The sequence below is a fragment of the Neptuniibacter sp. QD29_5 genome, assembly GCF_047778125.1.
In the GTDB taxonomy this organism is placed as follows: Bacteria; Pseudomonadota; Gammaproteobacteria; order Pseudomonadales; family Balneatricaceae; genus Neptuniibacter.
The window spans coordinates 2303797-2327646 of record NZ_CP180556.1 but is presented as its reverse complement, the minus strand read 5'-3'; the positions used below and the strand labels follow the sequence as shown (position 1 = coordinate 2327646).

General features: G+C 43.8%; 26 protein-coding genes. 19 read left to right on the top strand and 7 right to left on the bottom strand.

Annotated elements, in window-relative coordinates; genetic code table 11:
- Positions 1-365: 365 nt before the first annotated feature.
- Positions 366-2609 (top strand): ABC transporter substrate-binding protein, encoded by a 2244-nt coding sequence (locus ACMXYR_RS10985; RefSeq protein ID WP_415901599.1) that lies wholly within the window; start codon positions 366-368, stop codon positions 2607-2609.
- Positions 2610-2669: 60 nt separating this feature from the next.
- On the opposite strand, the gene ACMXYR_RS10980 is transcribed toward ACMXYR_RS10985, so the two are convergent.
- Together ACMXYR_RS10980 and ACMXYR_RS10975 are read right to left on the bottom strand one after the other, a co-directional pair.
- The gene (locus ACMXYR_RS10980; protein WP_415901598.1) at positions 2670-3773 is read right to left on the bottom strand and encodes a phosphoribosylaminoimidazolesuccinocarboxamide synthase; all 1104 of its coding nucleotides are present in this window, start codon (positions 3771-3773) and stop codon (positions 2670-2672) included.
- Positions 3774-3879: 106 nt separating this feature from the next.
- Positions 3880-4098: a hypothetical protein gene (locus ACMXYR_RS10975; RefSeq protein ID WP_415901597.1), complete on the bottom strand. Its 219-nt coding sequence runs from the start codon at positions 4096-4098 to the stop codon at positions 3880-3882.
- A gap of 289 nt (positions 4099-4387) precedes the next feature.
- Here ACMXYR_RS10975 and ACMXYR_RS10970 point away from each other — a divergent pair, with 289 nt between their 5' ends.
- From ACMXYR_RS10970 to ACMXYR_RS10900, 15 genes are read left to right on the top strand one after another with little or no spacing between them, the layout of a single operon-like run.
- Entirely contained in the window at positions 4388-5026 is a 639-nt protein-coding gene (locus ACMXYR_RS10970) for a HyaD/HybD family hydrogenase maturation endopeptidase (RefSeq protein WP_415901596.1), read from the top strand.
- A gap of 17 nt (positions 5027-5043) precedes the next feature.
- Complete coding sequence (locus ACMXYR_RS10965) at positions 5044-5331, top strand: HypC/HybG/HupF family hydrogenase formation chaperone (RefSeq protein WP_415901595.1); 288 nt, start codon at positions 5044-5046, stop codon at positions 5329-5331.
- Positions 5332-5342: 11 nt separating this feature from the next.
- Positions 5343-5774 carry a hypothetical protein gene (locus tag ACMXYR_RS10960; protein WP_415901594.1) on the top strand — a complete coding sequence of 144 codons (432 nt, stop codon included), beginning with the start codon at positions 5343-5345 and terminating at the stop codon, positions 5772-5774.
- Between the two features lie 12 nt (positions 5775-5786).
- Positions 5787-6656: a hydrogenase expression/formation C-terminal domain-containing protein gene (locus ACMXYR_RS10955; RefSeq protein ID WP_415901593.1), complete on the top strand. Its 870-nt coding sequence runs from the start codon at positions 5787-5789 to the stop codon at positions 6654-6656.
- On the top strand, positions 6653-6877 hold the full coding sequence (locus ACMXYR_RS10950; RefSeq protein WP_415896541.1) for a rubredoxin: 225 nt from the start codon (positions 6653-6655) through the stop codon (positions 6875-6877). The genes ACMXYR_RS10955 and ACMXYR_RS10950 overlap by 4 nt, the downstream gene beginning before the upstream one ends.
- A 1-nt stretch (position 6878) precedes the next feature.
- Positions 6879-7415, top strand: a complete 537-nt coding sequence (gene hybE / locus ACMXYR_RS10945) for a [NiFe]-hydrogenase assembly chaperone HybE (protein ID WP_415901592.1) — start codon at positions 6879-6881, stop codon at positions 7413-7415.
- An 8-nt stretch (positions 7416-7423) separates the two neighbouring features.
- Positions 7424-8545, top strand: coding sequence for a nickel-dependent hydrogenase large subunit (locus ACMXYR_RS10940; RefSeq protein WP_415901591.1), 1122 nt, complete (start codon positions 7424-7426; stop codon positions 8543-8545).
- Positions 8546-8556: 11 nt separating this feature from the next.
- Positions 8557-8889, top strand: a complete 333-nt coding sequence (hypA, locus tag ACMXYR_RS10935; RefSeq protein ID WP_415884644.1) for a hydrogenase maturation nickel metallochaperone HypA — start codon at positions 8557-8559, stop codon at positions 8887-8889.
- Complete coding sequence (gene hypB / locus ACMXYR_RS10930) at positions 8889-9812, top strand: hydrogenase nickel incorporation protein HypB (RefSeq protein WP_415901590.1); 924 nt, start codon at positions 8889-8891, stop codon at positions 9810-9812. The genes hypA and hypB overlap by 1 nt, the downstream gene beginning before the upstream one ends.
- Positions 9812-11266 carry a sigma-54-dependent transcriptional regulator gene (locus tag ACMXYR_RS10925; protein ID WP_415901589.1) on the top strand — a complete coding sequence of 485 codons (1455 nt, stop codon included), beginning with the start codon at positions 9812-9814 and terminating at the stop codon, positions 11264-11266. Before hypB ends, ACMXYR_RS10925 begins: the two co-directional genes overlap by 1 nt.
- A gap of 11 nt (positions 11267-11277) precedes the next feature.
- A complete protein-coding gene (gene hypF, locus ACMXYR_RS10920) occupies positions 11278-13686 on the top strand; it encodes a carbamoyltransferase HypF (RefSeq protein ID WP_415901588.1) in 2409 nt (802 codons plus the stop codon).
- On the top strand, positions 13677-13925 hold the full coding sequence (locus ACMXYR_RS10915) for a HypC/HybG/HupF family hydrogenase formation chaperone (RefSeq protein WP_415883977.1): 249 nt from the start codon (positions 13677-13679) through the stop codon (positions 13923-13925). Before hypF ends, ACMXYR_RS10915 begins: the two co-directional genes overlap by 10 nt.
- Complete coding sequence (hypD, locus tag ACMXYR_RS10910) at positions 13922-15079, top strand: hydrogenase formation protein HypD (RefSeq protein WP_415901587.1); 1158 nt, start codon at positions 13922-13924, stop codon at positions 15077-15079. Before ACMXYR_RS10915 ends, hypD begins: the two co-directional genes overlap by 4 nt.
- A gap of 15 nt (positions 15080-15094) precedes the next feature.
- Complete coding sequence (gene hypE, locus ACMXYR_RS10905; RefSeq protein WP_415901586.1) at positions 15095-16141, top strand: hydrogenase expression/formation protein HypE; 1047 nt, start codon at positions 15095-15097, stop codon at positions 16139-16141.
- Entirely contained in the window at positions 16141-17880 is a 1740-nt protein-coding gene (locus ACMXYR_RS10900) for a hydrogenase maturation protein (protein ID WP_415901585.1), read from the top strand. Before hypE ends, ACMXYR_RS10900 begins: the two co-directional genes overlap by 1 nt.
- On the opposite strand, the gene ACMXYR_RS10895 is transcribed toward ACMXYR_RS10900, so the two are convergent.
- From ACMXYR_RS10895 to ACMXYR_RS10885, 3 genes are all read right to left on the bottom strand, one after another.
- Entirely contained in the window at positions 17870-18268 is a 399-nt protein-coding gene (locus tag ACMXYR_RS10895) for a hypothetical protein (protein WP_415901584.1), read from the bottom strand. The genes ACMXYR_RS10900 and ACMXYR_RS10895 overlap by 11 nt on opposite strands.
- Before the next feature lie 163 nt (positions 18269-18431).
- Positions 18432-19634 (bottom strand): EAL and HDOD domain-containing protein, encoded by a 1203-nt coding sequence (locus ACMXYR_RS10890; RefSeq protein WP_415901583.1) that lies wholly within the window; start codon positions 19632-19634, stop codon positions 18432-18434.
- A 149-nt stretch (positions 19635-19783) separates the two neighbouring features.
- The gene (locus ACMXYR_RS10885) at positions 19784-20089 is read right to left on the bottom strand and encodes a hypothetical protein (RefSeq protein WP_415883983.1); all 306 of its coding nucleotides are present in this window, start codon (positions 20087-20089) and stop codon (positions 19784-19786) included.
- Positions 20090-20312: 223 nt separating this feature from the next.
- Here ACMXYR_RS10885 and ACMXYR_RS10880 point away from each other — a divergent pair, with 223 nt between their 5' ends.
- A complete protein-coding gene (locus ACMXYR_RS10880; protein WP_415901582.1) occupies positions 20313-21242 on the top strand; it encodes an AEC family transporter in 930 nt (309 codons plus the stop codon).
- Positions 21243-21257: 15 nt separating this feature from the next.
- Here ACMXYR_RS10880 and ACMXYR_RS10875 read toward each other — a convergent pair whose 3' ends face one another.
- Positions 21258-21506, bottom strand: a complete 249-nt coding sequence (locus tag ACMXYR_RS10875; RefSeq protein WP_415901581.1) for a hypothetical protein — start codon at positions 21504-21506, stop codon at positions 21258-21260.
- 211 nt (positions 21507-21717) lie between these two features.
- Between ACMXYR_RS10875 and ACMXYR_RS10870 the strand changes: the two genes are divergently transcribed.
- Positions 21718-22083, top strand: a complete 366-nt coding sequence (locus ACMXYR_RS10870) for a VOC family protein (RefSeq protein WP_415901580.1) — start codon at positions 21718-21720, stop codon at positions 22081-22083.
- Between the two features lie 54 nt (positions 22084-22137).
- On the opposite strand, the gene ACMXYR_RS10865 is transcribed toward ACMXYR_RS10870, so the two are convergent.
- Entirely contained in the window at positions 22138-23205 is a 1068-nt protein-coding gene (locus ACMXYR_RS10865) for a nucleoid-associated protein (RefSeq protein WP_415891979.1), read from the bottom strand.
- A 62-nt stretch (positions 23206-23267) separates the two neighbouring features.
- On the opposite strand from ACMXYR_RS10865, the gene ACMXYR_RS10860 reads away from it, so the two are divergent.
- On the top strand, positions 23268-23846 hold the full coding sequence (locus ACMXYR_RS10860) for a YaeQ family protein (protein WP_415901579.1): 579 nt from the start codon (positions 23268-23270) through the stop codon (positions 23844-23846).
- Positions 23847-23850: the final 4 nt, after the last annotated feature.

Below are 23850 nucleotides of genomic sequence, written 5' to 3'. Positions count from 1 at the left end.
ACAATTAAGTTCAGATCCCTGGCTGGTCCCCCACAGACCAAACAGTAATCTAGGTACTGCTTACATCCATTGTTACTATAGTTATAGCTGCTGGACCTTTTATTACAACTATTAATTAACGATATCTCATATTAATTAATATATTGATCATTTTTTGTATTGTTTATTATAGAAACTGTATAATTTTCATGCGGTTAGTAAGTGATCAATAAAGAAATAAGCGTATGTTGGCTGATCAAAACAGCTGATAAATTTTGATCTTATTTTGATGATAAAATGACCAATAAATTAAACTTACTAAGTTTTAATTCTTTTTCTCTGTTCTACACTAGAAAAGCGCATTACTGTTGTTTAAGGAATACTCAATGGGCATTTTTGTTCGAGTGATCTTATTTTACTTTGTCGTTACCTCCGTAAACGCCCAAGAACAAATAAGTTTGCAGTTGTTGTGGAAGCATCAATTTCAATTCGCTGGTTATTACATGGCGATTGAAAAAGGCTTTTATGCCGAAGAGGGTTTGGATGTTTCACTAAAAGAGTTTGATTTTGGGATTGATTTAGTAGGAGAGGTTACCTCAGGAAATAGTCAGTTTGGAGTTGGGCGAACTTCTCTATTAATTGATAAAAATGCTGGTGCAGATGTAGTCGCTATGTTCGCGGCTTACCAGCAATCTCCGCTAATGCTTCTTAGTCGGAAAGATTCAGGTATTTTGCTCTCTTCTGATCTAAAAAGTCGCAAGATAATGATCACCAATGATGCCAAAAAGGTAGGTGAAATCATTGCGATGTTGCTGCAAGCGGGTATCACGCTTTCGGACTTTGAGCACCAACAGCACAGTTACAACGTTCAGGATCTTATAGACGGCAAAACGGATGCAATGGCCTCGTACATTTCTAATGAGCCTTATCTGATGGATCAGCAGGGGGTTGAGTATAATATTATCCATCCCAAGGATTACGGTTTTGATATGTACTCTGATATTCTCTTCACCTCTCGAGAATACATTGAGAAAAACCCCACAATTGTCGATAAATTTTATCGCGCATCTATCAAAGGCTGGATGTATGCTTTTGATAACATTCCTGAAACGGCTCAGGTGATCTTTAATCGCTATAACTCTCAAGGTAAAAGCATTGATGCATTAGTCTTTGAAGGGCAAGAGCTGAAGAAGGTTGCTTTTGATAAGGATGGTAATTTCGGCACATTGTCGGTGAATAAATTCAATGAAATGGCTCAGGTATATCTCATTACCGGCAGTATTTTCCTTGGTTATGACTTCTCTGATTTTGTCTATCGTCCACCGAGCAATATTTTTCGTTTAAGCCAAGCTGAATTGGAGTACATCCAAAAAAGAGGCAAGGCGGGGGTTTGTGTTAATCCAAATTGGTATCCCTATGAGTCTTTTCAGAATGGTGGGCATGTAGGGATGGTGGCCGATTACCTTAGATTAATTTTGGGTAACTTAAATATTCCTTTTGAAGTAATACAGACTAAAACGTGGGCTGAAACAATACAGTTGGCCAAAAGCGGTCAATGTGAAGTGATCGCTGGAGCAATGCAGACAGTAAATCGTAGTAACTTTTTAGCGTTTTCTCATCCTTATTTAAGTGTCCCAGCTGTAGTGGCTATGAAAGCAGATAGTGATACAAAGTCATTGCCTAATATGACGATCGGTGTGGTCGATAAATCTGCATTTCACGATATTTTGCGCGACCGTTACCCTGGGATGACATTAGTGCCGGTCAGAGAAAATCGAGAAGGTATACGTATGTTAATCTCTGGGGAGATTGATGGGTTTGTCGGCGGACATACCAGTATTACCCATGTTCTGCGTTCTCAGCAGATAGAGGATGTAGTATTGAGTGATCAGCTGCGGGATAACTGGGATATAAGTATTGCTGTTGGTGAACATAGTTCGCCTTATTTGATGAATGCGATTAACAAGTCGATCGCTTCTATCTCTTCAGAAGAGCATAAAAATATCTATCGGCGTTGGGCTCAGGTTGAGCACAAGCATTCCGTAGATTATCGTTTGTTGTGGGGTATTTTAGCTTGTGTAGCGGTGTTGGCAGGTATTGGCTTGTACCGTTATCTGCATATGCTTTCCTATAATAAAATGCTGCAGACCATTGCTGAAAAAGATGCTCTGACAGGTATTTTGAGCCGTGGTAAGTTGCGAACTGAGCTTGTGGAATTTACGGCATTGGCTGAGCGTCATGATTGGAAGTTATCCCTGATATTTTTTGATATTGATGATTTTAAAGGGATTAATGACACCTATGGTCATGTTAAAGGCGATAAGGTCTTAATTGAGCTAACTACGTTAGTTTCAGATATGTCACGCAAAACGGATCGTTTTGGTCGTTGGGGTGGGGAGGAGTTCTTATTCTTGATGCTGGAAACGGATCTGCAGGATGCAGGTGCTATAGCGCAGAAGTTTAGAGGTGCGATCGAGAAATACGATTTTGGTATTCCAGAGTCAGTGACGAGCAGTTTTGGTGTCGCTCAGTATTCTAAAGGGGAGAGTATTGAGAGTTGGGTTGGTCGAGCTGATAGTGCTTTGTATCGTGCTAAAGGTGACGGTAAAAATTGCGTGCGTTTAAATTGAGAAGAAAAAGGCCGCTGTTAGTAAAGAGCGGCCTTTAAAAAACGCTCTTTTCTGACAAGATCAGTCGATCAGTTGGTATTCATCACGAAGGATTTTAATAATCTCAGCTTTCGGATTATCTGATTGTTGCAGTTTTTGACCGATTATCTTCTCTGCAATGCCTACATAAGTGTCCGAAACTTTCTGGATTAGAGAGGCGGGAAGCTCATTGTCGCGCGCAAGTGCATAGCGCTCTTCCATGCGATCCTTGTTCACAAGGATATCTGAATCGGGGAAGTGGTTTAGAAGCTCCTGACGGAAAACCTCTTTCGAATTCTCAATCACTTCACCTTCACGATAAGCTGGACCATCCCAGATACGTGAAGAGTCAGGGGTGCCTACTTCATCCATGTAGATTAACTTTTCATTGCCTTCGGCATCAGTGACATAGCCAAACTCAAACTTAGTATCAACAAAAATCTGGTCAATTTTGCCTAGTTCATTACTGATAACTTCAAAGCCTTCTTTCAAAAGCTTTTCATATTGTTCTACATCATCCGCTTGTAGGAACTTAAACGCTTCAAAGTTATTCACAATGTCATTGCGAGTGATGTTTACATCATCAACCTCTGGTACGCCTGGAACGCCTTTCAAAATGCCTTTGGTTGATGGTGTGATAAGTAGTTCAGGCAGTTTTTGATCTCTGTCTAAATCTTCTGCTATTTGGATACCACAGAATTCACGTTCACCTTTTTCGTAGGCGCGCCACATTGAGCCTGTAATGTACTGGCGGCAAATCGCTTCGATCATTATTGGTTTTGCTTTCTGGACGATCCAAACCAGCGGGTGAGGAATATCTAGAATATGGCTGTCGGCAAGACCGTTTTCGCGGAACAGTTTGAACCAGTGATTAGAGATAGCATTGAGTGCTGCGCCTTTACCAGGTACGCCTTGCATGCCGCCTTCACCAGTCCAGATGCATTCAAAAGCGGAAATACGGTCACTGATCACCATGACTGCCAGCTCGGCACCTTCGTGAACGTTGTAGCCTTTTTCTTTGATCAGACGTTGACTGTCTTCTTTAGTCAGCCAGTAAACAGAGCGAACTTTACCGCTATGAACTGGTAGGTCAGTACGGATGGGAAGATCGTTATTAACAGCCAATACTTTATCAGCAAGACCCATGGAAAATGTCCTGTATCTAGAAATAAATCGTGTAAATGCTTTATGCGAGATAAAGCGTGAAAATCGTTTTGCTACAAACTATCACGTTACATTCATTAGATGCCATTTAGGAATAGCGTTTGGCATCGCGTAGCAGTGAGCTTAAATCTAAACCTTGTATATCAGCGAGTGCTTCCAAATCGTTGGAATTTCGCGGGGGTAGTTTTTTAAGTCGCTCTCGTTCAGCTTTCTTTTTTTCTACTTTCTGTAACAGCTTGTTATGAATGGCGTCCAATTGCTCTGATGAAAGTGAAGCGAGCCGACTGAATAACTCATCTTCAGTCATGTGGGAATTGATCACTCCGAAACAGCAAAAAAATCGAAAGTCATTATAGCAGAACTGGATGTTATACGACCAATAACTTATGTGAAATCCGATGGGTGGTAAGTAAGTTTTCAGTTTTGTTATAAATTGAAATGTTTTGTTTTGGTTGGCTTGTGTGTTCTGTTTGTCTGTTTGCTTGAGAGTTAGGTGTCACGGGCGTTTGATCCATTATTAATGACTTGGCACATTCTTTGTAAATTGATTCTGCAATAACAAAAATAATTTCAAGACAGAGTCGGGTGTGCTGTAAATGATAGAAGATACGCTCTATCAAGATAAAAAAGTGCTTATCCTCGGAATAGGCAATATCCTCTGGGCGGATGAAGGGTTTGGTGTACGTTGTGTCGAAACGCTGAATCAAAACTACCGCTTTTCAAATAAAACCAAGTTAATGGACGGTGGAACGCAAGGGATCTACCTTGTGCAACATGTGCAAGCTGCTGATGTGCTTGTCGTGTTTGATGCCATCGACTACGGTTTGGAACCGGGTACGTTAAAAGTCATCCACGATGATGACGTGCCTAAGTTTATGGGGGCTAAACAGATGAGTCTTCATCAAACTGGTTTTCAAGAAGTGTTGGCTATGGCTGAGTTTACAGGCAGCTATCCAAAGCACTTGCTCCTCATCGGTTGCCAGCCAGTTGAATTAGAAGACTTTGGCGGCAGCCTTCGTGAATCTGTTCGCGTTCAAATCGAGCCTGCCATTAAGATCGCTCTAGCTTACCTTAAAAAATTAGGGGTTGAGCCAATTGGTGATAACTGCACTCCTGAAGAGTTAGCCCCGGGTGAGCTGGGGTTAAATTCATATGAGGGTGGTCGACCATCTGAATATGAAGCTTTTCGACAGGGTGATCCACGATTTATTAAGTCGACCGAAGGTAGCAGTTAATGTGTCTTGGCATACCAATGAGAATTGTATGCTGTGATGGAGTATCGGCGGAGTGTGAAAATGGGGATCAGATTGAGCGAGTTGATCTCTCTCTATTAGGTCAACAGCCTACTGGAACTTGGGTTTTAGTTTTCCTTGGTGCTGCTAGAGAAGTATTGAGCGAGCAACGAGCAGCCGAAGTTCGAAATGCACTCATTGCAGTCCAATCCATCATGCAAGGTGATGCTGCCGATGTTGATCGGTTGTTTTCAGATTTGATTGAACAGCCACCGCAGTTGCCACCGCATCTTCAGAATAATAACTAAGAGAGCTGGATATGACTTCTCCACTGATAAGACAGTTGATTGAAGAAAAGGGCTACCCGCTTCTGAACGAAGATAACTTCAATAGCTTCATTAAAGATCAAGAATTCACGGTTTTGTTTTGTACTGAGCAGGCTCATCGTTTTCCAGAAAGTAATGATGTAGCTGTGATATTGCCTGAATTGGTAAAGCGATTTCCTGAATTAACACCAGCAATTGTGGCGCCTGAGTATGAAAAAAAGGTGCAAGGACGTTACAACTTTACGGTATGGCCTTCATTGGTGTTTTTAAAAGAAGGACGTTATTTAGGAGCTATCAGTAAGGTTCAAGATTGGGATATCTATCTTGCAGAAATCCCGAGCATTCTAGCGTTAGAACCTCGTCGCGATCCAGGTATTGGCATACCAGTGGTGGTTAACCCTGTTCAATCCGCTTGTGGTCAGTAAAAGGTGAGTAATATGGAAAACAATGGTATCCCTCTAGTAAATGTTCCAATGGGGCCGGGTAGCCAAGATGAAGGCGAAATGGTTTTGGACTATATGAAAATGCCTTCGGAAATGGATAGTTATGATATTCCCATCCTGCCTGAACCCGAGCAGGCCTCTGAGTGCCCTCAAGCGCTGGCTGTATTAGAGCAATTGCAACATCATCTTAAAACCTATCGCATTGGTGATGAACCTCCCGTAATGTTGCTATCAGCGCTCCCAGAGCCCGATTTAGATCTGATAAACCAGATTCTGGGCGAAGGTGAAGTAAGTTTGACTTTAACGGGTGAGACCGAAGTTAAAGCGCAAGAAACCGTTTTAGCAGGTGTATGGCGCTTAAGGGAATTCGATAAAAACGGCGATGTTATACGTGAATCTATTGAAGTTGCTGATGTGCCAGGTGTTAGCCGTGAGCAAGCTTTTCAATCAGGTCAGCCTTTGAATACTGAGCAGTTGCAGATTCCAGAAGGTGTGTTGAATGCTCCATCTGTACTAATTGAGATTGGTGAGGCTTCAACAGTCTACAGTATGCAAACTGAAAAACCTGAAGCGCCACATGTCATCAATCTATCACTTCTGCCATTCTCGCCTCTGGATCATGCCTATCTGGATCAAGTGGTAGGACAAGGGCCAGTCACAATTCTATCTCGCGGTTATGGTAACTGCCGTATCACCTCAACCTGTGTTGATGGCTTATGGCGAGTTCAGTATTTCAACAGTACTGATCAATTGATTCTAGATACCTTAGAAATCACCGATATTCCTCTAGTTGCTTGCGCTGCCCCAGAAGATCTAAGTGATTCGTATGAACGCTTGATCGAGATTCGTGAGGTTCTGGTATGACAAGCTATCAAGGATTCGAAGGCAGTTACTTAGGAGACAGTGATCGTATAGCTGATGATGCACGCCTAGAGTGCAAAATCTGCTGGCATGTCTATGACCCAGCAGCAGGGGATGATATTTGGCAAATCCCTGCTGGCACGCCTTTTAGCCAACTGCCTGATCATTGGCGCTGCCCCGAATGTGATGGCGAAAAAGATCAGTTTATGGTCGTTGAAGGTTAAAGTGGATTTCTTTCAACAGCTTAAAGCGAATTACGAACAAGTCGCGATCTCGATGGCAGAGTTGGAGTTTTATAATCCTGCTTTGCAAGTTGATGTTGTTGAAGGTGCTGTTTTAGAAGTGAATAAGTTAGCTGTGCTGATCACCCCTTGGTGTATGAACCTAATTCTGATCTCTGAAGGAAGTACAGATTATGATCAGGCTCAAGTGGGGAGTAAAAAGATAGTGTTACTACCTTCGGGTAGCTATGAATTTTTGTATGCTGGAAGTGAAGTTTTAGGAGCTTATGGCAGTTGCTCATTGTTTTCTCCAATGTTTGAGTTTGAAGATCAAGAAACCGCAGTTTTAACAGCGAAAGAAGTTCTGAAAGCTGTATTAGAGGTTGAAAATTGTGGCAAAACAGATCTGCAATTAGCCAAAGAGGTTCAGAAAAGAGAGCGGGAAGAAAAAGTACTGAAGGCCAGTGCTGATAACCACAAAACTAAAGAAGGCTTAAGTCGGCGTAAATTTATAACTGCTGCCTTGGCTGATGAGCGTTAGGTGATTTTATGGACGCGAGCATAAATCTTGCTGGTAAGATCAATGTTGGGGTGGATTACCTTGATGGTTATATTCGAAAGGTAAATGTTCAATCCTCGCGCCCGACAGAATTAACGCGTTTACTGGAAGGTAAAAGTCCTGATGAAGTTATACAGAGGGTTCCATTACTTTACAGTCTTTGTAGTTGTGCTCAGACCATCGCTGCGTTGATGGCGATTGAGTCTGCTCAAGGACAACAGATAGCGTCTCAAACATTACAAGCAAGAAAACTGTTACTCCTTGCTGAGACTACTAAAGAGCTGGGTTTGCGTTTAGGGCGCGATTGGCTAGATAGCGCTAATCTGCTGCATTTACCTGAACTATTAAACTGGTTTGCAGACTTTAGAGCACAGCTAGCTTGGTGTTTGCAGCTAAACCCCAGTGTTCCGGAAAAGCGCTTTCCGTTACCACGTTTTATCAGTGAGCTAGAAGGGATGTTGAAAAATATTACCGGGCCTGATGAATTGCAGTTTAAAGAAGCTGTCTATGCGCAAAGTAAAACACATCCGATTGGAAAAACCGTTGCAGATCTAAGTGAAAAATATGATGGCATTAGTCTTGGACCTGCTTGCCCTGAAATGGATTTATCGAGTGACTATTTGGATTGGCAACTAAATCAAAGAGGCCAGAACTTCTGCGCTTTGCCTCAAGGTGAAGGTGGTTGTTTTGAAACTAGCATCTGGACACGGAATTGTAAGCGTTCGATGATTAAAGAATCGAAACTACTTACGATTAATCCTATTGCTCAGAGATTTTTGGCATTGTTGTTAGAGTTAAAAGCGATGCCTCATCGACTGCTACAAGTAGATGATGAAGAATTGATTCGATCTGATAAGCCTGGTTTCGCTTGGGTGGAAGCGGCAAGAGGGGCTCTGATTCATCGAGTGACTATGGCGACAAGTAACAATGGTGATGAGCATATCAATCAGTATCGGGTTATTGCGCCAACGGAGTGGAACTTTCATCCACAAGGAACTTTGGTCAGTATGTTAGAAGGGGTAAAGGTCCCTGAAGATAAAGCAGCGGATTTAGTGGGTAAACTAATATTATCAGTAGATCCTTGTGTCGCTTATGAAGTTGAGGTCAATTAATCGTGCATGAGATGTCGATTGCAGAAGGCATTGTCCAAGTGCTGGAAGATCAAGCCAAAGAACAACAGTATGATCGAGTTAAAACTGTTTGGCTGGAGCTTGGCCCATTATCAATGATAGAAACAGAAGCGTTAACGTTTTGCTTTGAAGCGGTAACGCGCAGCACCCTAGCTGAGGGAGCTGAACTAAAAATAATAAAGATACCCGGTGAGGCATTCTGTATGCAGTGCTTGAAAAACGTTCCAATTAGTCAACGCTATGACAGCTGTCCGGAGTGTGGCAGCTACCAACTTCAGGTCGTCCAAGGGGACGAGATGCGAATTAAAGAGTTGGAGGTGGAATAATGTGTACGGTTTGCGGTTGCGGTGAAGGTAATGTAAAGATCGAAGGTCAGCATACACATGCGCATTCCCATCACGAGGACGCTCATCATGATCATTCTCATAGCGAGCATACGCATCATTACGGGCATGATGACAATTCTATAGAGAAACAAGGTGAGGATCTGCATTTTGGTAAAGGCCCGGCCCATGCTCATGTAGCGGGTATGAGTCAAAGCCGAATGGTACAGATCGAACAGGATATTTTAGGAAAGAATGACCGCTATGCGCAGATCAATCGTGCGCGTTTTGAAGCGCAAAGCCTGTTTGTATTAAACCTAGTCTCTAGTCCGGGTTCAGGTAAAACCACACTATTAACCGAAACAATTAATCGCTTAAAAGAATCGCGTAAAGTGGCAGTGATTGAAGGTGATCAGCAAACGGCAAATGATGCTGACCGTATTCGAGAAACGGGTGTGCCAGCGGTACAAGTTAATACAGGTAAGGGCTGTCATCTAGATGCACACATGGTGGGCCATGCTTTAGATAACTTAGATGACCTACAAGGTGGTTTCCTATTTATTGAGAATGTTGGCAACCTTGTTTGCCCGGCAGCATTCGATCTTGGTGAGGCACATAAGATCGCCATTTTGTCTGTGACAGAGGGTGAAGATAAACCGCTCAAGTATCCAGATATGTTCCACGCTGCAGATATCATGATCCTAAATAAGACGGATCTACTTCCGCATTTAGATTTTGATGTGGATAAGTGTATTGAATTTGCCCGCCAAGTGAATCCAGACATTAAAGTACTCAAACTGTCCGCTAAATCCGGCGAAGGAATGCAGGAATGGCAGGAATGGTTGGAGGAAAATAGAAAAGGGATGATTCAAACACGGATTGATCAGCTGAAGTCTGAAATCCAGCAGTTTGAGGCCCTTCTCTAATGCCGACCCGAAAACGACCCTTAGTACTTTGTGTAGATGATGAGGTACGTTCTTTAGAAACATTAGAACGTACCTTAGATGAAGAATTTGATGTTCTTACAGCTACGGATGCGGATCAGGCGCTACACCTGCTAGAGCAGCATACATTCCAAGCGATTCTCTGTGATCAGCGTATGCCAGGGAAAACCGGTGTAGAGTTTTTAACCGAGGTTCGTGAGCGTTGGCCGCAAACGGCACGGCTAATCCTATCCGGTTACACTGATTCCGAAGATATTATTAAAGGCTTGAACGAAGCAGGAATCTTGCAGTACATCACTAAGCCCTGGCATCCGGACAACCTTCTACTAATTCTTCGTGGAGCCTGTCGTCTGTATGAGTTGCAGAATGAAAATGAGCTGCTGTCGATGGAGATGCGACATACCGCATCGCAGGTAGAGAAAAACGTTAAAGAGAAAAAGCAGCACCTACAACAGGCCTATCAACTAGATGAAATTCGTAGACATTCGACGAGTCCATTAAACGACCTGTGTGAACAGGCCGCGAAAATCGCTCCTTATGATGTCTCGGTATTGGTCACAGGCCCTTCTGGTGCAGGTAAAGAATTGTTTGCTCGCGCGCTTCATTACAACAGTTTAAGAGCAGAGCGCCCTTTTGTAGTGGAAAACTGTGGTGCCATGCCGGATGAGTTGTTAGCTTCTGAGTTATTTGGTCACAAGAAAGGCTCGTTTACGGGGGCGATTACAGATCATGTTGGTTTGTTTGAACGCGCCGATGGTGGCACGATTTTTCTAGATGAGATCGGTGAAATTAGCCCCGCTTTTCAGGTGAAATTGTTACGAGTTCTTCAGGAACGAGAAGTTCGTCGCCTAGGCGAACACCAGCGTAGAAAAGTTAATGTCCGTGTAGTGGCTTCTACCAATAGAGACTTGGAAGAGGAGGTTCGAGCGGGCCGATTTCGACAGGATCTATATTTCCGCTTAGCTGAAGTGACCCTTGAGTTACCCGCATTAGAACGTCGTGCAATGGATATTCCGGTGCTTGCTGAGGACTTTTTAGCCAAGTCTGTGCAAGAGTTTGATAAGCCTGCGAAAGGTTTTACCGAAGAAGCGTTAGATTGTATGCGTCGTTATTGCTGGCCGGGTAACGTTAGGGAGCTACAGAACGAAATTCGCCGCATGTTGGTGTTAGCGGAAGAGGAATGGTTATCTGCGGATCTATTGAGTCCTCGTGTGTTACGTGCAGCTCCGGTTGAAGAGACTGCCGAGACAGAAGTGCTGGCTTGCTTGGATGGCACATTAAAAGAGCGTATCGAAACCTTGGAAAAGCGTATTTTAAGGGAAACACTTATTCGTCATCGTTGGAATAAAAGCCAAGCATCTCGCGAGCTTGGGTTATCCAGAGTTGGACTTCGCTCCAAGCTGGAACGATATGGTCTGAATAAAGATTTCCATTAAAAGATCAGAGCATGAGTATGGCAGTTTCAGCGTTGCAGATAGAAGTTCGAGGTCAAGTACAGGGGGTTGGCTTCCGTCCCTTTGTGTATAACCTCGCGCAACGCTTTGGGGTGATCGGATCTGTGGCGAATGGTCCAAAAGGGGTGACGATCTTTGCTCAAGCCGACAAGGCTCAACTTGATCAGTTTGTTGCTCAGCTGACGTCTGAACAACCTTCGATGTCAGAGATAGAGTCTCTAGATGTTAGCTCTATTGCAATAGAACCAGGTCTGACCCAGTTTAAAATCATTCAGAGTGAGCAGGGAGAACTCGATCTTTCTGTTACACCGGATGCTGCGGTATGTCAGGACTGTTTAAGTGAGCTGTTCGATCCAAACAATCGTCGCTATCTATACCCGTTTATTAATTGTACTCACTGCGGTCCCCGCTACAGTCTAATCACGGCTTTGCCTTACGATCGCCCCAATACCACTATGGCGAAATTCCGGCTGTGTCATCGTTGTGATTCGGAATATACCGATCCTGTGGATAGACGATTCCATGCCCAGCCTACTGCATGCGGTGAATGTGGACCGCAACTCAGTTTTTATTCTGAAGATGGGCAGCAATTTCAGTGTAATGATCCTGTTGCGCAAACGATTGAATTGATCCAACAGGGCAAAATAGTTGCGATAAAAGGTGTGGGAGGTTTCCATCTAGCTTGCGATGCTCGAAACCCACAAGCAATTAGACGGTTACGAGAGCGCAAACATCGCGATGAAAAGCCTTTAGCGGTTATGGCGGCTAATCCTCAATCCTTGAAGCCCTATGTTGAGCTAACGGATCAACGGGTACAAAGACTCAAAGCGATGGATGCTCCTGTTTGTCTTGTACCAAAGCGCGAAAAGCCGGCTTTGGATTCTAAAGAGCCATTACCTGAAGAGTTAGCACCTGATCAAGCTTGGTTAGGCGTGATGTTACCGCACTCTCCATTACATTATTTGCTGTTTCACAAAGATGCAGGCAGCCCAGAAGGAATTCAATGGCTCGCGGAAAAGCAAGATCTCCTCTTGGTGATGACCAGTGCAAACCGCAGTGGAAATCCTCAAGTAATCGACAACGCAGAAGCGCTAATTCAACTGCAGGGGATAGCTGATGGCTACCTGATGCATGATCGTGATATTCATACCCGTTGCGATGACTCTGTAGTGTCTATGATTGCTGAACAAGGTGGTGAGCTGGTCAGACGTGGTCGTGGATTATCGCCACAATATATTAAATTACCTTTTGCAGCCGATGCACAGTTACCTTCTGTTTTAGCGGTTGGAGCATACTTTAAAAATACAGTCTGCTTAACCAAAGGTAATCGTGCATACGTATCACAGTATATAGGTGATCTTGATAACCCTGAGTGTTGCCGTCAGCTCAATCATACCGTCGAGCAATTAAGCGCTATGTTGGACATCAAACCTGAACTCGTGGTTGCCGATCTGCATTCTGAGTTTTACAGCACCGGATTTGCACAACGGTTTAGCCAAGCAAGTAAGATCCCTATGTTGCAGGTACAGCATCATCACGCCCATATTGCTGCAGTTGTCGCAGAACATGGCATAAAAGAGCCTGTTATTGGTTTAGCCCTAGATGGCTTGGGCTTGGGTGATGACGGTATGCTATGGGGCGGAGAGCTATTTAAGGTTCATCAAGGTGATTATCAGCGCCTATCCAGTTTGAACCCAATTCCTCTACCCGGAGGGGATAGTGCTGCAAAAGAGCCATGGCGGGTAGCTTCAGGTGTATTGTTTCAGTTAGATAGAGCTGAGCAGATTGAAAACCGTTTTGGTGATCAGAAAGCAGCTCCTATAATCAGCCAATTGTTACAGAAAAATATCAATACACCGATGACCAGCAGTGCTGGGCGCGTATTTGATGCGGCGGCTGCCTTACTAGGATTGAAAGAGATAAATGCTTATGAGGCGCAAGCGGCCATGGCGCTTGAATCTGCAGCTTATCGTTACCTTAAATCACACCCATGGCCGAACGAATCATTACTGATTGATACGAAGCAGTCTCCTTTAAATTTAGAGCCATTATTTGCCCGTCTGCTTGATTGTGAGGATCAAGGGTATGGTGCAGCCTTGTTTCATCAGCAGCTAATCACAGCGTTATCGCGTTGGGTGGCTGATAACGCAGTAAAAGAAGGGATCAATAAAGCTGTCTTAGCGGGAGGCTGTTTTTTAAATCAGCTTCTGCTTCAAGGAATTACCGAGCAGTTAGAGGCGCAAGACTTACAAGTCGTTACGGCACGAAAACTACCATGTAATGACGGTTCTATATCGCTAGGGCAGGCGCAGATCGCGTTAGAAAGAGCTAATTTGGCTCGTCAAAACAAGAATAAGAACGACAATGACAAGAACAATGAGAGAGAGACGCTATGTGTTTAGCCATCCCTGTTCGTATTGAAGAGATTATTGATACCGAGTCTGCAATTGCAGATATAGGTGGGGTGAGAAAAGAGATCAATATAGCGCTGATTGCCGATCTGGCCGTAGGAGACTACGTCATTATGCACGTAGGCTATGCTTTGAATAAGATTGATCCAGAGGAAGCTGCTCGAACCTTAGCGTTGTTTGCAGAGTTAGATGAACTTGAGCAACAACAAGCGATAGAGGCATCACAATGAAGTATGTTGATGAATATCGCGATGGCGCACTAGCTCAAGAGATTGCGGCTAAGATCAGTAAAGAGGTCGATACTGATCGGGATTATCACTTTATGGAATTTTGTGGCGGGCATACCCATGCGATTTTCCGCTATGGGATTCCTGATCTGTTACCTAACAATGTAAAAATGATCCACGGCCCTGGTTGCCCGGTGTGTGTTTTGCCGATTAATCGCTTGGATTCAGCTATCGAATTGGCGGTTACTCATAAAGTTATTCTCTGTTCTTACGGCGATATGCTGCGTGTGCCGGGGTCGCGTAAACGTAGTTTGCTAAAAGCTAAAGCGGAGGGTGCGGATGTACGGATGGTGTATTCCTGTATGGATGCTCTACGCATTGCGCAAGATAATCCAGATCGAGAGGTCGTGTTTTTTGCCATAGGTTTTGAAACTACAACACCGCCTACAGCTTTAGTGATTCGACAGGCACAAAAGCTAGGTTTGAAGAACTTTACCGTCTTTTGTAATCACGTTCTGACTCCTGCTGCGATCAGTAATATTTTGGAATCCCCAGAGGTGAGAGAGCTGGGGATTCTGCGCTTAGATGGTTTTGTAGGGCCTGCGCATGTCAGTACTGTGATTGGTTCCCAACCCTATTACTATTTTGCCGAAGAGTATCAAAAGCCTGTGGTTATAGCGGGGTTTGAGCCGCTCGATGTATTGCAGGCGATCTTAATGTTAGTAAGGCAGGTTAACGATGGTCGTGCGGAGATTGAGAATGAATTTTCCCGCGCAGTGACTTATGAGGGTAATGTCCAAGCGAAATCCATCGTCGCAGATACCTTTGAGCTGCGCCGCTCATTTGAATGGCGTGGCTTAGGTGTTGTGCCCTATAGCGCTTTACGTATTAAAGATACTTTTGCCGAATTTGATGCCGAAAAGCGTTTTACGGTTGAATATCGTAGTACACGAGAAAACAAAGCTTGTGAGTGTGGCGCGATCTTACGCGGCGTTAAATCCCCTCGGGATTGCACCTTGTTTGGCGACCCTTGCACACCTGAGAATCCTTTAGGTTCTTGTATGGTGTCTAGTGAAGGTGCTTGTGCGGCTTACTATAGCTATGGTCGCTACCAAGAAAATACCTTTGCATCTGATAAAACCCACCCTTCAGCCTGATTTAGAGAGTTTTTCATGAGTACACAAACGATTTATACATCAGAGCTCGATCTGGTTAAGGGCAAAGTAGAAATGGCCCATGGTAGCGGTGGCAAGGCGATGGCCCAGTTGATTGATCAGCTGTTCCTACAAGCGTTTTCAAACCCTTGGTTAGAGCAGATGAATGATCAGGCGAGTTTTAGCTTGCCTGCAGGTAAAGTGGTGATGGCGACGGATAGCCATGTGATTTCACCGCTGTTTTTCCCCGGTGGTGATATAGGCTCGTTATCTGTTCATGGAACGGTTAACGATGTTGCGATGTCCGGCGCTAAGCCTAAATATCTATCAGCAGGTTTTATCTTGGAAGAGGGCTTCCCACTGGCGGATCTGAAGACCATCGTAGATTCTATGGCTAAGGCGGCTGAAGAGGTTGGGGTTGCCATCGTGACCGGTGATACCAAGGTGGTTGAGCGGGGCAAAGGCGATGGCTGCTTTATCAATACTACTGGTGTTGGCGTAATTGAGGGCAGATCGGATTTTGGCGCAAATCAGGTGAAACCGGGAGATAAAATCTTAGTGTCCGGTACCTTGGGGGATCATGGCGTTGCCATTATGTCTTTGCGTGAAAATCTAACGTTTGAGACGACGATTGAATCGGATTCTCAAGCACTTCATGATCTTGTTGCAGATATGGTTGAAGCGGTTCCAGAGATCCACTGCCTTCGAGATCCTACTCGAGGAGGTTTATCAGCAACGCTTAACGAAATCGCTCAGCAGGCCCGAGTGGGTATGCAGATCTATGAAGCGCAGCTTCCGGTGAAAGCACAAGTTCAAGCAGCCTGTGAATTCCTTGGGTTAGACCCGTTGTTTGTTGCGAATGAAGGTAAGCTGGTTGCTTTCTGCCCGGCAGAAAAGGCGGAGCAGTTATTAGAGGTGATGAAGGAGCATCATAAAGGAGAAGAAGCCGCGATTGTTGGTGAAGTGACCGATGACCCATTGAGCTTTGTGCAGATGCAGACAGCCTTTGGTGGTAACCGAATGGTTGATTGGATCAACGGTGAACAGCTACCGAGGATCTGTTAATGCATATCTTATTTTTAACCCACAGTTTTAATAGCCTGACTCAACGTTTGTTTGTTGAGTTACGCAGAGACGGCCACGATGTCTCTATCGAATTTGATATAAACGATGCAGTAGCAGAACAGGCGGTGGAGTTGTTTAAGCCTGAGCTCATTATTGCACCGTTTTTGAAAAGAGCGATTCCCGAATCTATCTGGTCTCAACATCGCTGCATTATTGTTCATCCGGGTATCAAAGGTGATCGAGGTCCGTCGTCTGTTGATTGGGCCATATTAAATCAAGAGGCATCTTGGGGCGTGACGTGCTTAGAAGCCAATGCCGAGATGGACGCAGGCGATATTTGGGCGTCGGTCGAGTTTCCAATGCGTGAGGCGAGTAAAAGCAGCCTTTATCGAAATGAGATCAGTGACGCTGCAGTGACTGCAGTAAAGCAAACGCTTGAACGTATTCTATCGGGTGATTTTAAGCCGCAAGAACTGGATTATGATCAGTCTGATATATTGGGGCAGTGGAACTGTTTGATGGCGCAAAGCGATCGTAAGATCGACTGGCAAAATGATTCCACTCAAGAGATCTTAACAAAGATTCGAGCCGCGGATTCAGCGCCCGGTGTGCAGGATCGAATCGGGGGGCAGGATTATTACCTTTATAACGCCTATGCGGAACATGCGTTAGGGCAAGAGCAGGCTGATGCGGGCTCTGTCCTCGCTACTCGAGACGGTGCAATCTGTCTTAAAACCCGTGATGCAGCAGTGTGGGTTACCCATCTAAAACGCGTTAACCCAGAAGAAAGTGAATTTAACTTTAAACTGCCAGCGACTCACTTTTTAGCGAAGCAGCTTGCTTCAGCACCTCATGAGCAACGCGTGCCAGAATTGTCTTTAGCACCTGAAATTCAGCCAGGTTCGGCCACTTGGCAGGAGATTCGTTACCGCCAAGAAGGCGATGTCGGCTATCTCTATTTTGATTTCTACAATGGCGCTATGGATAGCGATCAATGTCAGCGCTTACAACAAGCGGTGGCCTACGCAAAAGCCCAGCTAATCAAAGTGTTAGTGTTAATGGGAGGAGAGGAGTTTTGGTCGAACGGTATTCACCTAAACCAGATCGAAGCAGCTGAGAGTCCTGCGGAAGAGTCGTGGCGCAATATCAATGCGATGAATGATCTCTGTTTAGAGATCATTCACTCACCTAACCAATTAACCATGGTGGCTATGCAAGGCAATGCTGGAGCCGGTGGTGTCTTTTTAGCTTTAGCCGCTGACCAAGTAGTGGCGCGTAGCAATATCGTGCTTAACCCCCATTACAAGTCCATGGGTAATCTGTATGGCTCGGAATATTGGACCTATCTCCTGCCTAAACGAGTCGGAGATGAACAAGCGCAGCAATTGATGCAAAATCGATTACCGGTGTCGGCTACAGAAGCTGAACAGAGTGGGTTAATCGATGCTTGTATCAATGAGAGCCGAGAAGGCTTTCTTAATCGAATCAAGGCCGATGCAAAGCATCTGGCTACATCCGTTGAATATGCGCAGCGTCTGGCGCTAAAGAATTTGCAGCGTCAACAAGATGAGCTGCAAAAGCCATTACAGCAATACCGTGACGAAGAGCTAAACCAGATGAAGCTTAACTTCTTCGGTTTTGACCCTAGCTACCATGTTGCTCGTTACCACTTTGTGGAAAAGCTACCCAAGGCTCGCACACCGGCTTATCTTGCGAACCACAGGGTGGTTAGTGGTTAAACGCCAGTTTATTTGGATTAGGGCCGCGATTTGTAACTACACAATTAGAGCAATGGCTCTTTGCAGTGCAGTGGGAGGCTAAATCCTCTAGCTCCAAGAGTAGGTATTCAACCTTAGATAGGATTTCAGTGTTAACCCTGTGTTCAATACGGTATTGGCGAGTAAAGTCATGCACTTCACCAAACTTAAACGTAATCGGTTGAGTTTTAATTTTGCAGGTACGAAGCGTAAAGTTTACTTGATTGCTGCTGATCAGTATTTCGGCTTCAACAGCTGGAAGTCCACAAAAACTAAAGCCTTTGTTGTCCAGTGTATTAAGAATAGCCTGAGTAAAAGGTGCGCAGATTTCGTTATCTGTTGCGCCTAAACTTGTAATGAAAATACTCATAATAGACATCCTGTCTTAAGAGGAAGGAGTCGCTCTATGGTATGTAAAGCACCCTGTTTAAGGCGCTTTGTATACCACTTGTATTTTAGTTGAGTATTAGGGGATTCTAAACTATGAGTTTTGTTAGTTTAGAGCTTATTTGAAATGGCGTTGATTTGAGTGTTTAAGATGTAGCGACTTTTTGGCTTTCTATGGCCCAAGTAATCGCTTCTGATTGAGCTTGCAGTAATGTGTGCTCATCGACATGACCTGAGAGATTGGTCCACTCATAACGAGTAAAGTTAATCACATCATTAAGCATCAAGCCGAGATTGCCTTTACGGTCTACCAGCGCCATTTTTGCTTCGTCGTTTAATGGAATATGTTCAGGCAGAGTTTCCATTGGGATACAGAAAAGGGCGTCAGCACCGGAGAGAATACCAATGAGAAATGCGAGGCCTGGTTCAGCGCTGTATTGAGGCGCAATATGCTCACACATCTTAGATCTAATCAGTAGTTCTCGGCATAATTCGTCAGGGACAGTTAACGTGCCTGATAAAGAAACAATAATCGCCCAGCGTTTTAGCTCATTAAGGCCAAGCAAAACAACGGCTTCATTTATAGTGGAGATTGATCGTTGTAATGAAAAGGTAGCCGAATTAACAATTTTTAGAAGTTTTACTGCAAGTCGAGGATCTTTAGCAATGATCTCTTCTAGACCTTCTGGAGTTGCATCTGGATTATTTAGCTCGGCAAGTAATTGGATTATGGTTAATTCATTTCCACTTATGCGCTTTCCCTCAATGCGTTCAGGAAATGCAAAAAAGTACCCTTGAAACAGTTGGAAACCTAATTTCTTAAAGCGATGGAATTCGTTAAGAGTTTCAACTTTCTCTGCGAGCAAAGTCAGATTGTAAGGTGCCAGATGTTCCATTGTGCGAAAAAGGTTTTTACCTTTGGTTTCAAGAACATCAATTTTTACAATATCGACTACATCCATTAAAGGCTTATAATCTTCGCTCCAAGTAAAATCATCCAAGGCGATTTTAAACCCTTTCTTGGATAGCCCTCGAATCTGTTCAATGGTTTTAGCATTAATTGGAACATCTTCAATTATTTCTAGAACAACATTATCTGCTGCAAAACTTGGAAGTTCCTCCGAAAGCAGTTCCTCATTGATATTCATAAAAGCTGGAAGGACGCGTTGAGCACCTCTCTGGATAATTCCGGTATATGCGTTAAGGAGGACTTCGCAGGTAGCTGCGGTGCCATCAAATAGCTCCCCGGGAGGGCAACCATTCGGATCTCGATAAAGAAGTTCATAACCAACCGTTTCACAGTTGGCATTGAGGATTGGTTGTCTTGCTAACAGAGTTTGCTCTAACACCTAGGCGCCTCATACAACAATCAATTAGATAGCAGTTTCGAACTAACTAACTGACATAGTAGCGGAATTAACAAGTATGACTAGTGGTTTAAAGTCTGATAGGCAAAAAAAACCGGGCATAAGCCCGGTTTTTTTTAGAAGGTTATCACTTACTTAGTGATCGCCTGAAGTTCAGCCATTGCTGCTTCGCGAGTTTCGTTTGCGATTGCAGTGAAAGCTTCGCCTTGACCTTTTAGAAGTTCGAATAGAGCTTTGTTAGCTTCCATGTTGAACTTGATTAGTTCTTCAGGAGTTTTTAGCTCTTTTGCTTTCTCAGCTTCGCCCTGGAAGAAAGAAGTTAGTTCTTCACCAGATTTTTTCTGCTGTTCGATAGATTTAGTGATCGCAGCAGCCTGAAGGTTCATCAGAGACTGAACGGCATCGAAAGATTTCTGGAAATCAACAGTATTAGTCATGATAGTTCTCTCTAAAAAATTAATTTGTTGCACTGCACAATATGAAGCTCATTGTAGCCTGATTTTTGATCAAGTCAACACTTTTTTGTGCGGTGCACAAAAAAGTTTTAGCTACATATTCCTAAACATAGAGTTCGGTTATGACAGAATGATGTCTGGACGTTAAGAGGACGAATTGGTCTAATTGGCGCTTTGAATTTTCTGGCTATAACGAGCAATTATCATGGCAGGCATAGAAACAATACTGACGCTATTTTTGCTAATAGGTTTAGGTTATATCGGTAAACGTACCGTTTTAGCAGAGCAATCCTTAGCTCCGCTCAACACCTTTGTGTACTACTTTGCTGTGCCTGCGTTGCTGTTTAATTCAGTCTATAAATTATCTTTGGATAGTTTGTTCCAGCCCCTTTATCTATTCGCTTTTCTCATCGCTGTTGTTGCAACTGCACTTACCGCTGCATTTGGGTGTGCGATTTTCTTTTCGGAGCGTAATAAAGAGGTACTCATCATTCGTGCGTTGAATGGTACTTTCTCTAACTATGCGTATATGGGCATTCCAATGGTATTTGGTTTGTTGGGAGAAGCCGCTTATGGAGCGATGATCAGTATTATCTTGTTGGGGAATGTTTTCCAGATCGGAGGCACACAATTCTTGATGGAGAGCCAGCGTCAAGAGGGGACGGGCCTTAAGCAATTTCTAGCTATTTTAGATAAATCATTGCTGCGTAGCCCTATCTTCTTATCCACATTCTTTGGCGTGTTAGTCTCAGCGTTTGCTATAGAGCTGCCTAATGTTTTGGCATCGACGTTGGATCTGCTAGCGCCAGCCACCGTGCCTGTGGCTCTGTTTTGTTTAGGTGCGAGTCTTGAGTTTAAAACCCTTAAGCAAAGTAAAGTTGAGCTATTCTGGCTGGTAATCGTTAAGCTCGTTATTCATCCATTGCTCACTTTAGTCATTTTCAAACTCGCAGGCGTTGAGGACCAGAACTGGCTGTTAGCTGCTGTGATTCTGGCTGCGTTGCCAACAGGGGCCTTAGCCCACGTTATGGCTATTCGCTATGATGTAAAAGAGAAAGAAACCTCCCTAACTGTCGTTCTATCAACCATGGCTGCGCTCGTTAGCGTATCCTGTTGGGTTAGCTTTTTGTTGTAAAGCATTTGGCAGAAATCAAGCAGCTTGTTGCACATCATGAATAAATAACATGATCTCTTCAGGCTGCTGCGGCTGATTAATTATCTCGACTACATGCTCTTTACGATCGTTCAGTAAGTCCAATACTTCAACAGCTAAAAAGTCACCATCTAGTTTAAAGCTTTTCATGGCATAGCCTTGCTCTGCGAGTAGGTCCATCAGCTTTAGTAGAACTAAGTTTTTGTTTCTATCTGAAATTCCAAATAAATATCCGTTGATGATCATCTGACTATCCTCATTTGAGACTGCTTTTGCGGAGCAGTTAAATTGCTTTATCTGCTGTCCATTTTCGTTTGATGCGACAGCGCTGTCTGTATAGGAATATGCATACAAATTTTCATACAGTGGTGTTTAGGGCAATTGAAGAGCTGATTCTTAACTAAACTTTATGGATGTTGTTTAGGTCTCTACTAAGTTGATAGGAGGGATAAATACAATGGCATTTACGTTTTATGCACAGCGTATCTTTGTTACTCGTTTCAATGCAGCGGTTGGTTTCTATTCTCAGGCTTTAGGGATAGAAGCAGAGTTTTTAGATGAAGATATGGGGTGGGCTGAATTTGAACTAGGTACGGCAAAAATAGCCCTAGAATTGGTCGATGCAGACTCAGAGGAAGCCAATGATTTGGTAGGGCGTTTTGTGGGGGTAACCTTACAAGTTGAAGATATTCAACAGGTGTATATGGAGATGACACAAAGGGGGATCGAGTTTGTTGCCCCTCCAGAGAAACAACCTTGGGGGGGAACGTTAGGGCACTTTAAGGATCTTGAAGGCAATATACTTTCAATTTTTAGTATGTAGTGTTTTGTCCTTCAGCTTAGATGGAAAGTACAAAACACTACATCAAGTAGCAGATTAATCTTCCTGCTCTAATGCTTCGCGCAGTTGGTTGATCACCTTGCTTGGCAAACGATTGATAATGATACGGCCATTATCTTCATCAAATTCTATATCTTTACTGCCATTTAGGTCGCCTAGGCTGCGCTTATTGAAATCTAAACTCCAGTTATCCGCTTTCACTTTGAGCTTCGCGAAGCGATTAATCGTGCTGGTATGAGGCTGAAATTCCTGACTAACATTGTACGGGCCTTTATTGGCAAATGTGCCAAAGGTGCCTGCTGCTGTTTCAGCTTGTTCTGGGGGAATGTAAGCATCAAACAGGTTTTCAATGTCGTTTAGATTAGCGGATTCTTTTTCTGTGCGTTGCTTGGATAGGTAGCTAACCACATCCTCGACCACTTCCTCTTTACGATCACTCATATTGTTTTGGTTACAGAAATCTCGTGCTGCACGAATCAATTCACCCGTTGATTTGCGTGAAGGGGTGACATCAGTACAACCAAACGCAGTAGAGAAGTAATGGGTGATTTCACCTTTCTCTTTACTGCCAATAAAGCTTAGGTAACTATCCTGCTTTTTTCGATAAGTGGTTAGGTTGATCCGTGCACCTTGATGAAGTTGATCAAGATTTATCTCCATCACCTCTGTTGGATGAAGATCATTATCAAAACCAATTCCTGCTTTATCTCGTACGAGCGCGATCAACATATATTCGTAACGGTCACTGGCATACATAGCAAACAGTACATATCCACCGTGGGCCGTATGGGCGGAAGGGTTGTTAATTGCAACTGCTAGCTGAGACATACTTTTTTCTGTTAACTCAACAAAGCTCTGCTCGTTACATTCAGCATTAACAAAGCTTTCGAAAGCCGAGATAAATGGATAGCCCTCTTCATTCTCATGATTGAACGATCCATGAGTCAGACTAGAGCGACGGCTGAAAGCAGAATTTAGTGTTTCGAATAGCTGGTTAGCGATCGGTTCAGTTGTCGGAATAACACCACCACGATCTGTAATACGCGCAGGCGCATCTTCAGATTCTTTAACTAGTTCTCGAATAGCTAGATGTTTTAATTCCATGAATGACCTCAGCAGCGTTGTCAAAAAAGCAGAGCAAGGATTGTATTTAAAACTTAGGGGAGATGCAGTATAAAGATGCCTCTAATCCAATGAATAAGGCTGAGCTCATGGCGCTTAAACCAACTATCCACAAAGTTTCTCTTAATTTAGTGGATATGAATCGGGATATTTATACGAGCGAAAAGCTGACAGTTGCTCTGCATCCATCTGAAACGGTTACGCGAATGATGGTGCGTATCCTCGCTTACGCGCTGAACTATGATCAAGACCTTGATTTCACCAAAGGCCTATCAACGGCTGATGAGCCTGATCTTTGGATTGTGCGCCCTGATAACTCTGTGAGTTGTTGGATAGAAGTTGGACAAGCTTCTCCTGAACGTATGCGTAAAGGCGTTAGTCGAGCGGAACAAGTACTGCTATATGCCTACGGTAGCGAAGTAGATATCTGGTGGGCTAAAAATGGTGAAGGCCTAAAAGCATTGCCTAAGACGCAGGTATTTCGATTCGATTCGGATCAAGTGAGCCAGTTAGAAGCATTGTGTGATCGCACAATGGAGCTGACAATTACACTGAGCGAAAACCAAATTTTCGTTACTGCTGAGGATAACCAAGTTGAGGTGGAGTTTAGTCAGCTTTCTTAAGGAA

Coding starts and splice junctions, on each gene's coding strand:
- ACMXYR_RS10895 (WP_415901584.1), bottom strand. CDS start 18,268: ATGAGTATTTTCATTACAAGTTTAGGCGCAACAGATAACGAAATCTGC.
- ACMXYR_RS10950 (WP_415896541.1), top strand. CDS start 6,653: ATGACAAGCTATCAAGGATTCGAAGGCAGTTACTTAGGAGACAGTGAT.
- ACMXYR_RS10985 (WP_415901599.1), top strand. CDS start 366: ATGGGCATTTTTGTTCGAGTGATCTTATTTTACTTTGTCGTTACCTCC.
- ACMXYR_RS10975 (WP_415901597.1), bottom strand. CDS start 4,098: ATGACTGAAGATGAGTTATTCAGTCGGCTCGCTTCACTTTCATCAGAG.
- ACMXYR_RS10860 (WP_415901579.1), top strand. CDS start 23,268: ATGCAGTATAAAGATGCCTCTAATCCAATGAATAAGGCTGAGCTCATG.
- ACMXYR_RS10885 (WP_415883983.1), bottom strand. CDS start 20,089: ATGACTAATACTGTTGATTTCCAGAAATCTTTCGATGCCGTTCAGTCT.
- ACMXYR_RS10865 (WP_415891979.1), bottom strand. CDS start 23,205: ATGGAATTAAAACATCTAGCTATTCGAGAACTAGTTAAAGAATCTGAA.
- ACMXYR_RS10900 (WP_415901585.1), top strand. CDS start 16,141: ATGCATATCTTATTTTTAACCCACAGTTTTAATAGCCTGACTCAACGT.
- ACMXYR_RS10960 (WP_415901594.1), top strand. CDS start 5,343: ATGACTTCTCCACTGATAAGACAGTTGATTGAAGAAAAGGGCTACCCG.
- ACMXYR_RS10875 (WP_415901581.1), bottom strand. CDS start 21,506: ATGATCATCAACGGATATTTATTTGGAATTTCAGATAGAAACAAAAAC.
- hypA (WP_415884644.1), top strand. CDS start 8,557: ATGTCGATTGCAGAAGGCATTGTCCAAGTGCTGGAAGATCAAGCCAAA.
- ACMXYR_RS10965 (WP_415901595.1), top strand. CDS start 5,044: ATGAGAATTGTATGCTGTGATGGAGTATCGGCGGAGTGTGAAAATGGG.
- ACMXYR_RS10955 (WP_415901593.1), top strand. CDS start 5,787: ATGGAAAACAATGGTATCCCTCTAGTAAATGTTCCAATGGGGCCGGGT.
- ACMXYR_RS10940 (WP_415901591.1), top strand. CDS start 7,424: ATGGACGCGAGCATAAATCTTGCTGGTAAGATCAATGTTGGGGTGGAT.
- ACMXYR_RS10925 (WP_415901589.1), top strand. CDS start 9,812: ATGCCGACCCGAAAACGACCCTTAGTACTTTGTGTAGATGATGAGGTA.
- ACMXYR_RS10970 (WP_415901596.1), top strand. CDS start 4,388: ATGATAGAAGATACGCTCTATCAAGATAAAAAAGTGCTTATCCTCGGA.
- ACMXYR_RS10915 (WP_415883977.1), top strand. CDS start 13,677: ATGTGTTTAGCCATCCCTGTTCGTATTGAAGAGATTATTGATACCGAG.
- hypB (WP_415901590.1), top strand. CDS start 8,889: ATGTGTACGGTTTGCGGTTGCGGTGAAGGTAATGTAAAGATCGAAGGT.
- ACMXYR_RS10870 (WP_415901580.1), top strand. CDS start 21,718: ATGGCATTTACGTTTTATGCACAGCGTATCTTTGTTACTCGTTTCAAT.
- ACMXYR_RS10880 (WP_415901582.1), top strand. CDS start 20,313: ATGGCAGGCATAGAAACAATACTGACGCTATTTTTGCTAATAGGTTTA.
- ACMXYR_RS10980 (WP_415901598.1), bottom strand. CDS start 3,773: ATGGGTCTTGCTGATAAAGTATTGGCTGTTAATAACGATCTTCCCATC.
- hypD (WP_415901587.1), top strand. CDS start 13,922: ATGAAGTATGTTGATGAATATCGCGATGGCGCACTAGCTCAAGAGATT.
- hypE (WP_415901586.1), top strand. CDS start 15,095: ATGAGTACACAAACGATTTATACATCAGAGCTCGATCTGGTTAAGGGC.
- hypF (WP_415901588.1), top strand. CDS start 11,278: ATGAGTATGGCAGTTTCAGCGTTGCAGATAGAAGTTCGAGGTCAAGTA.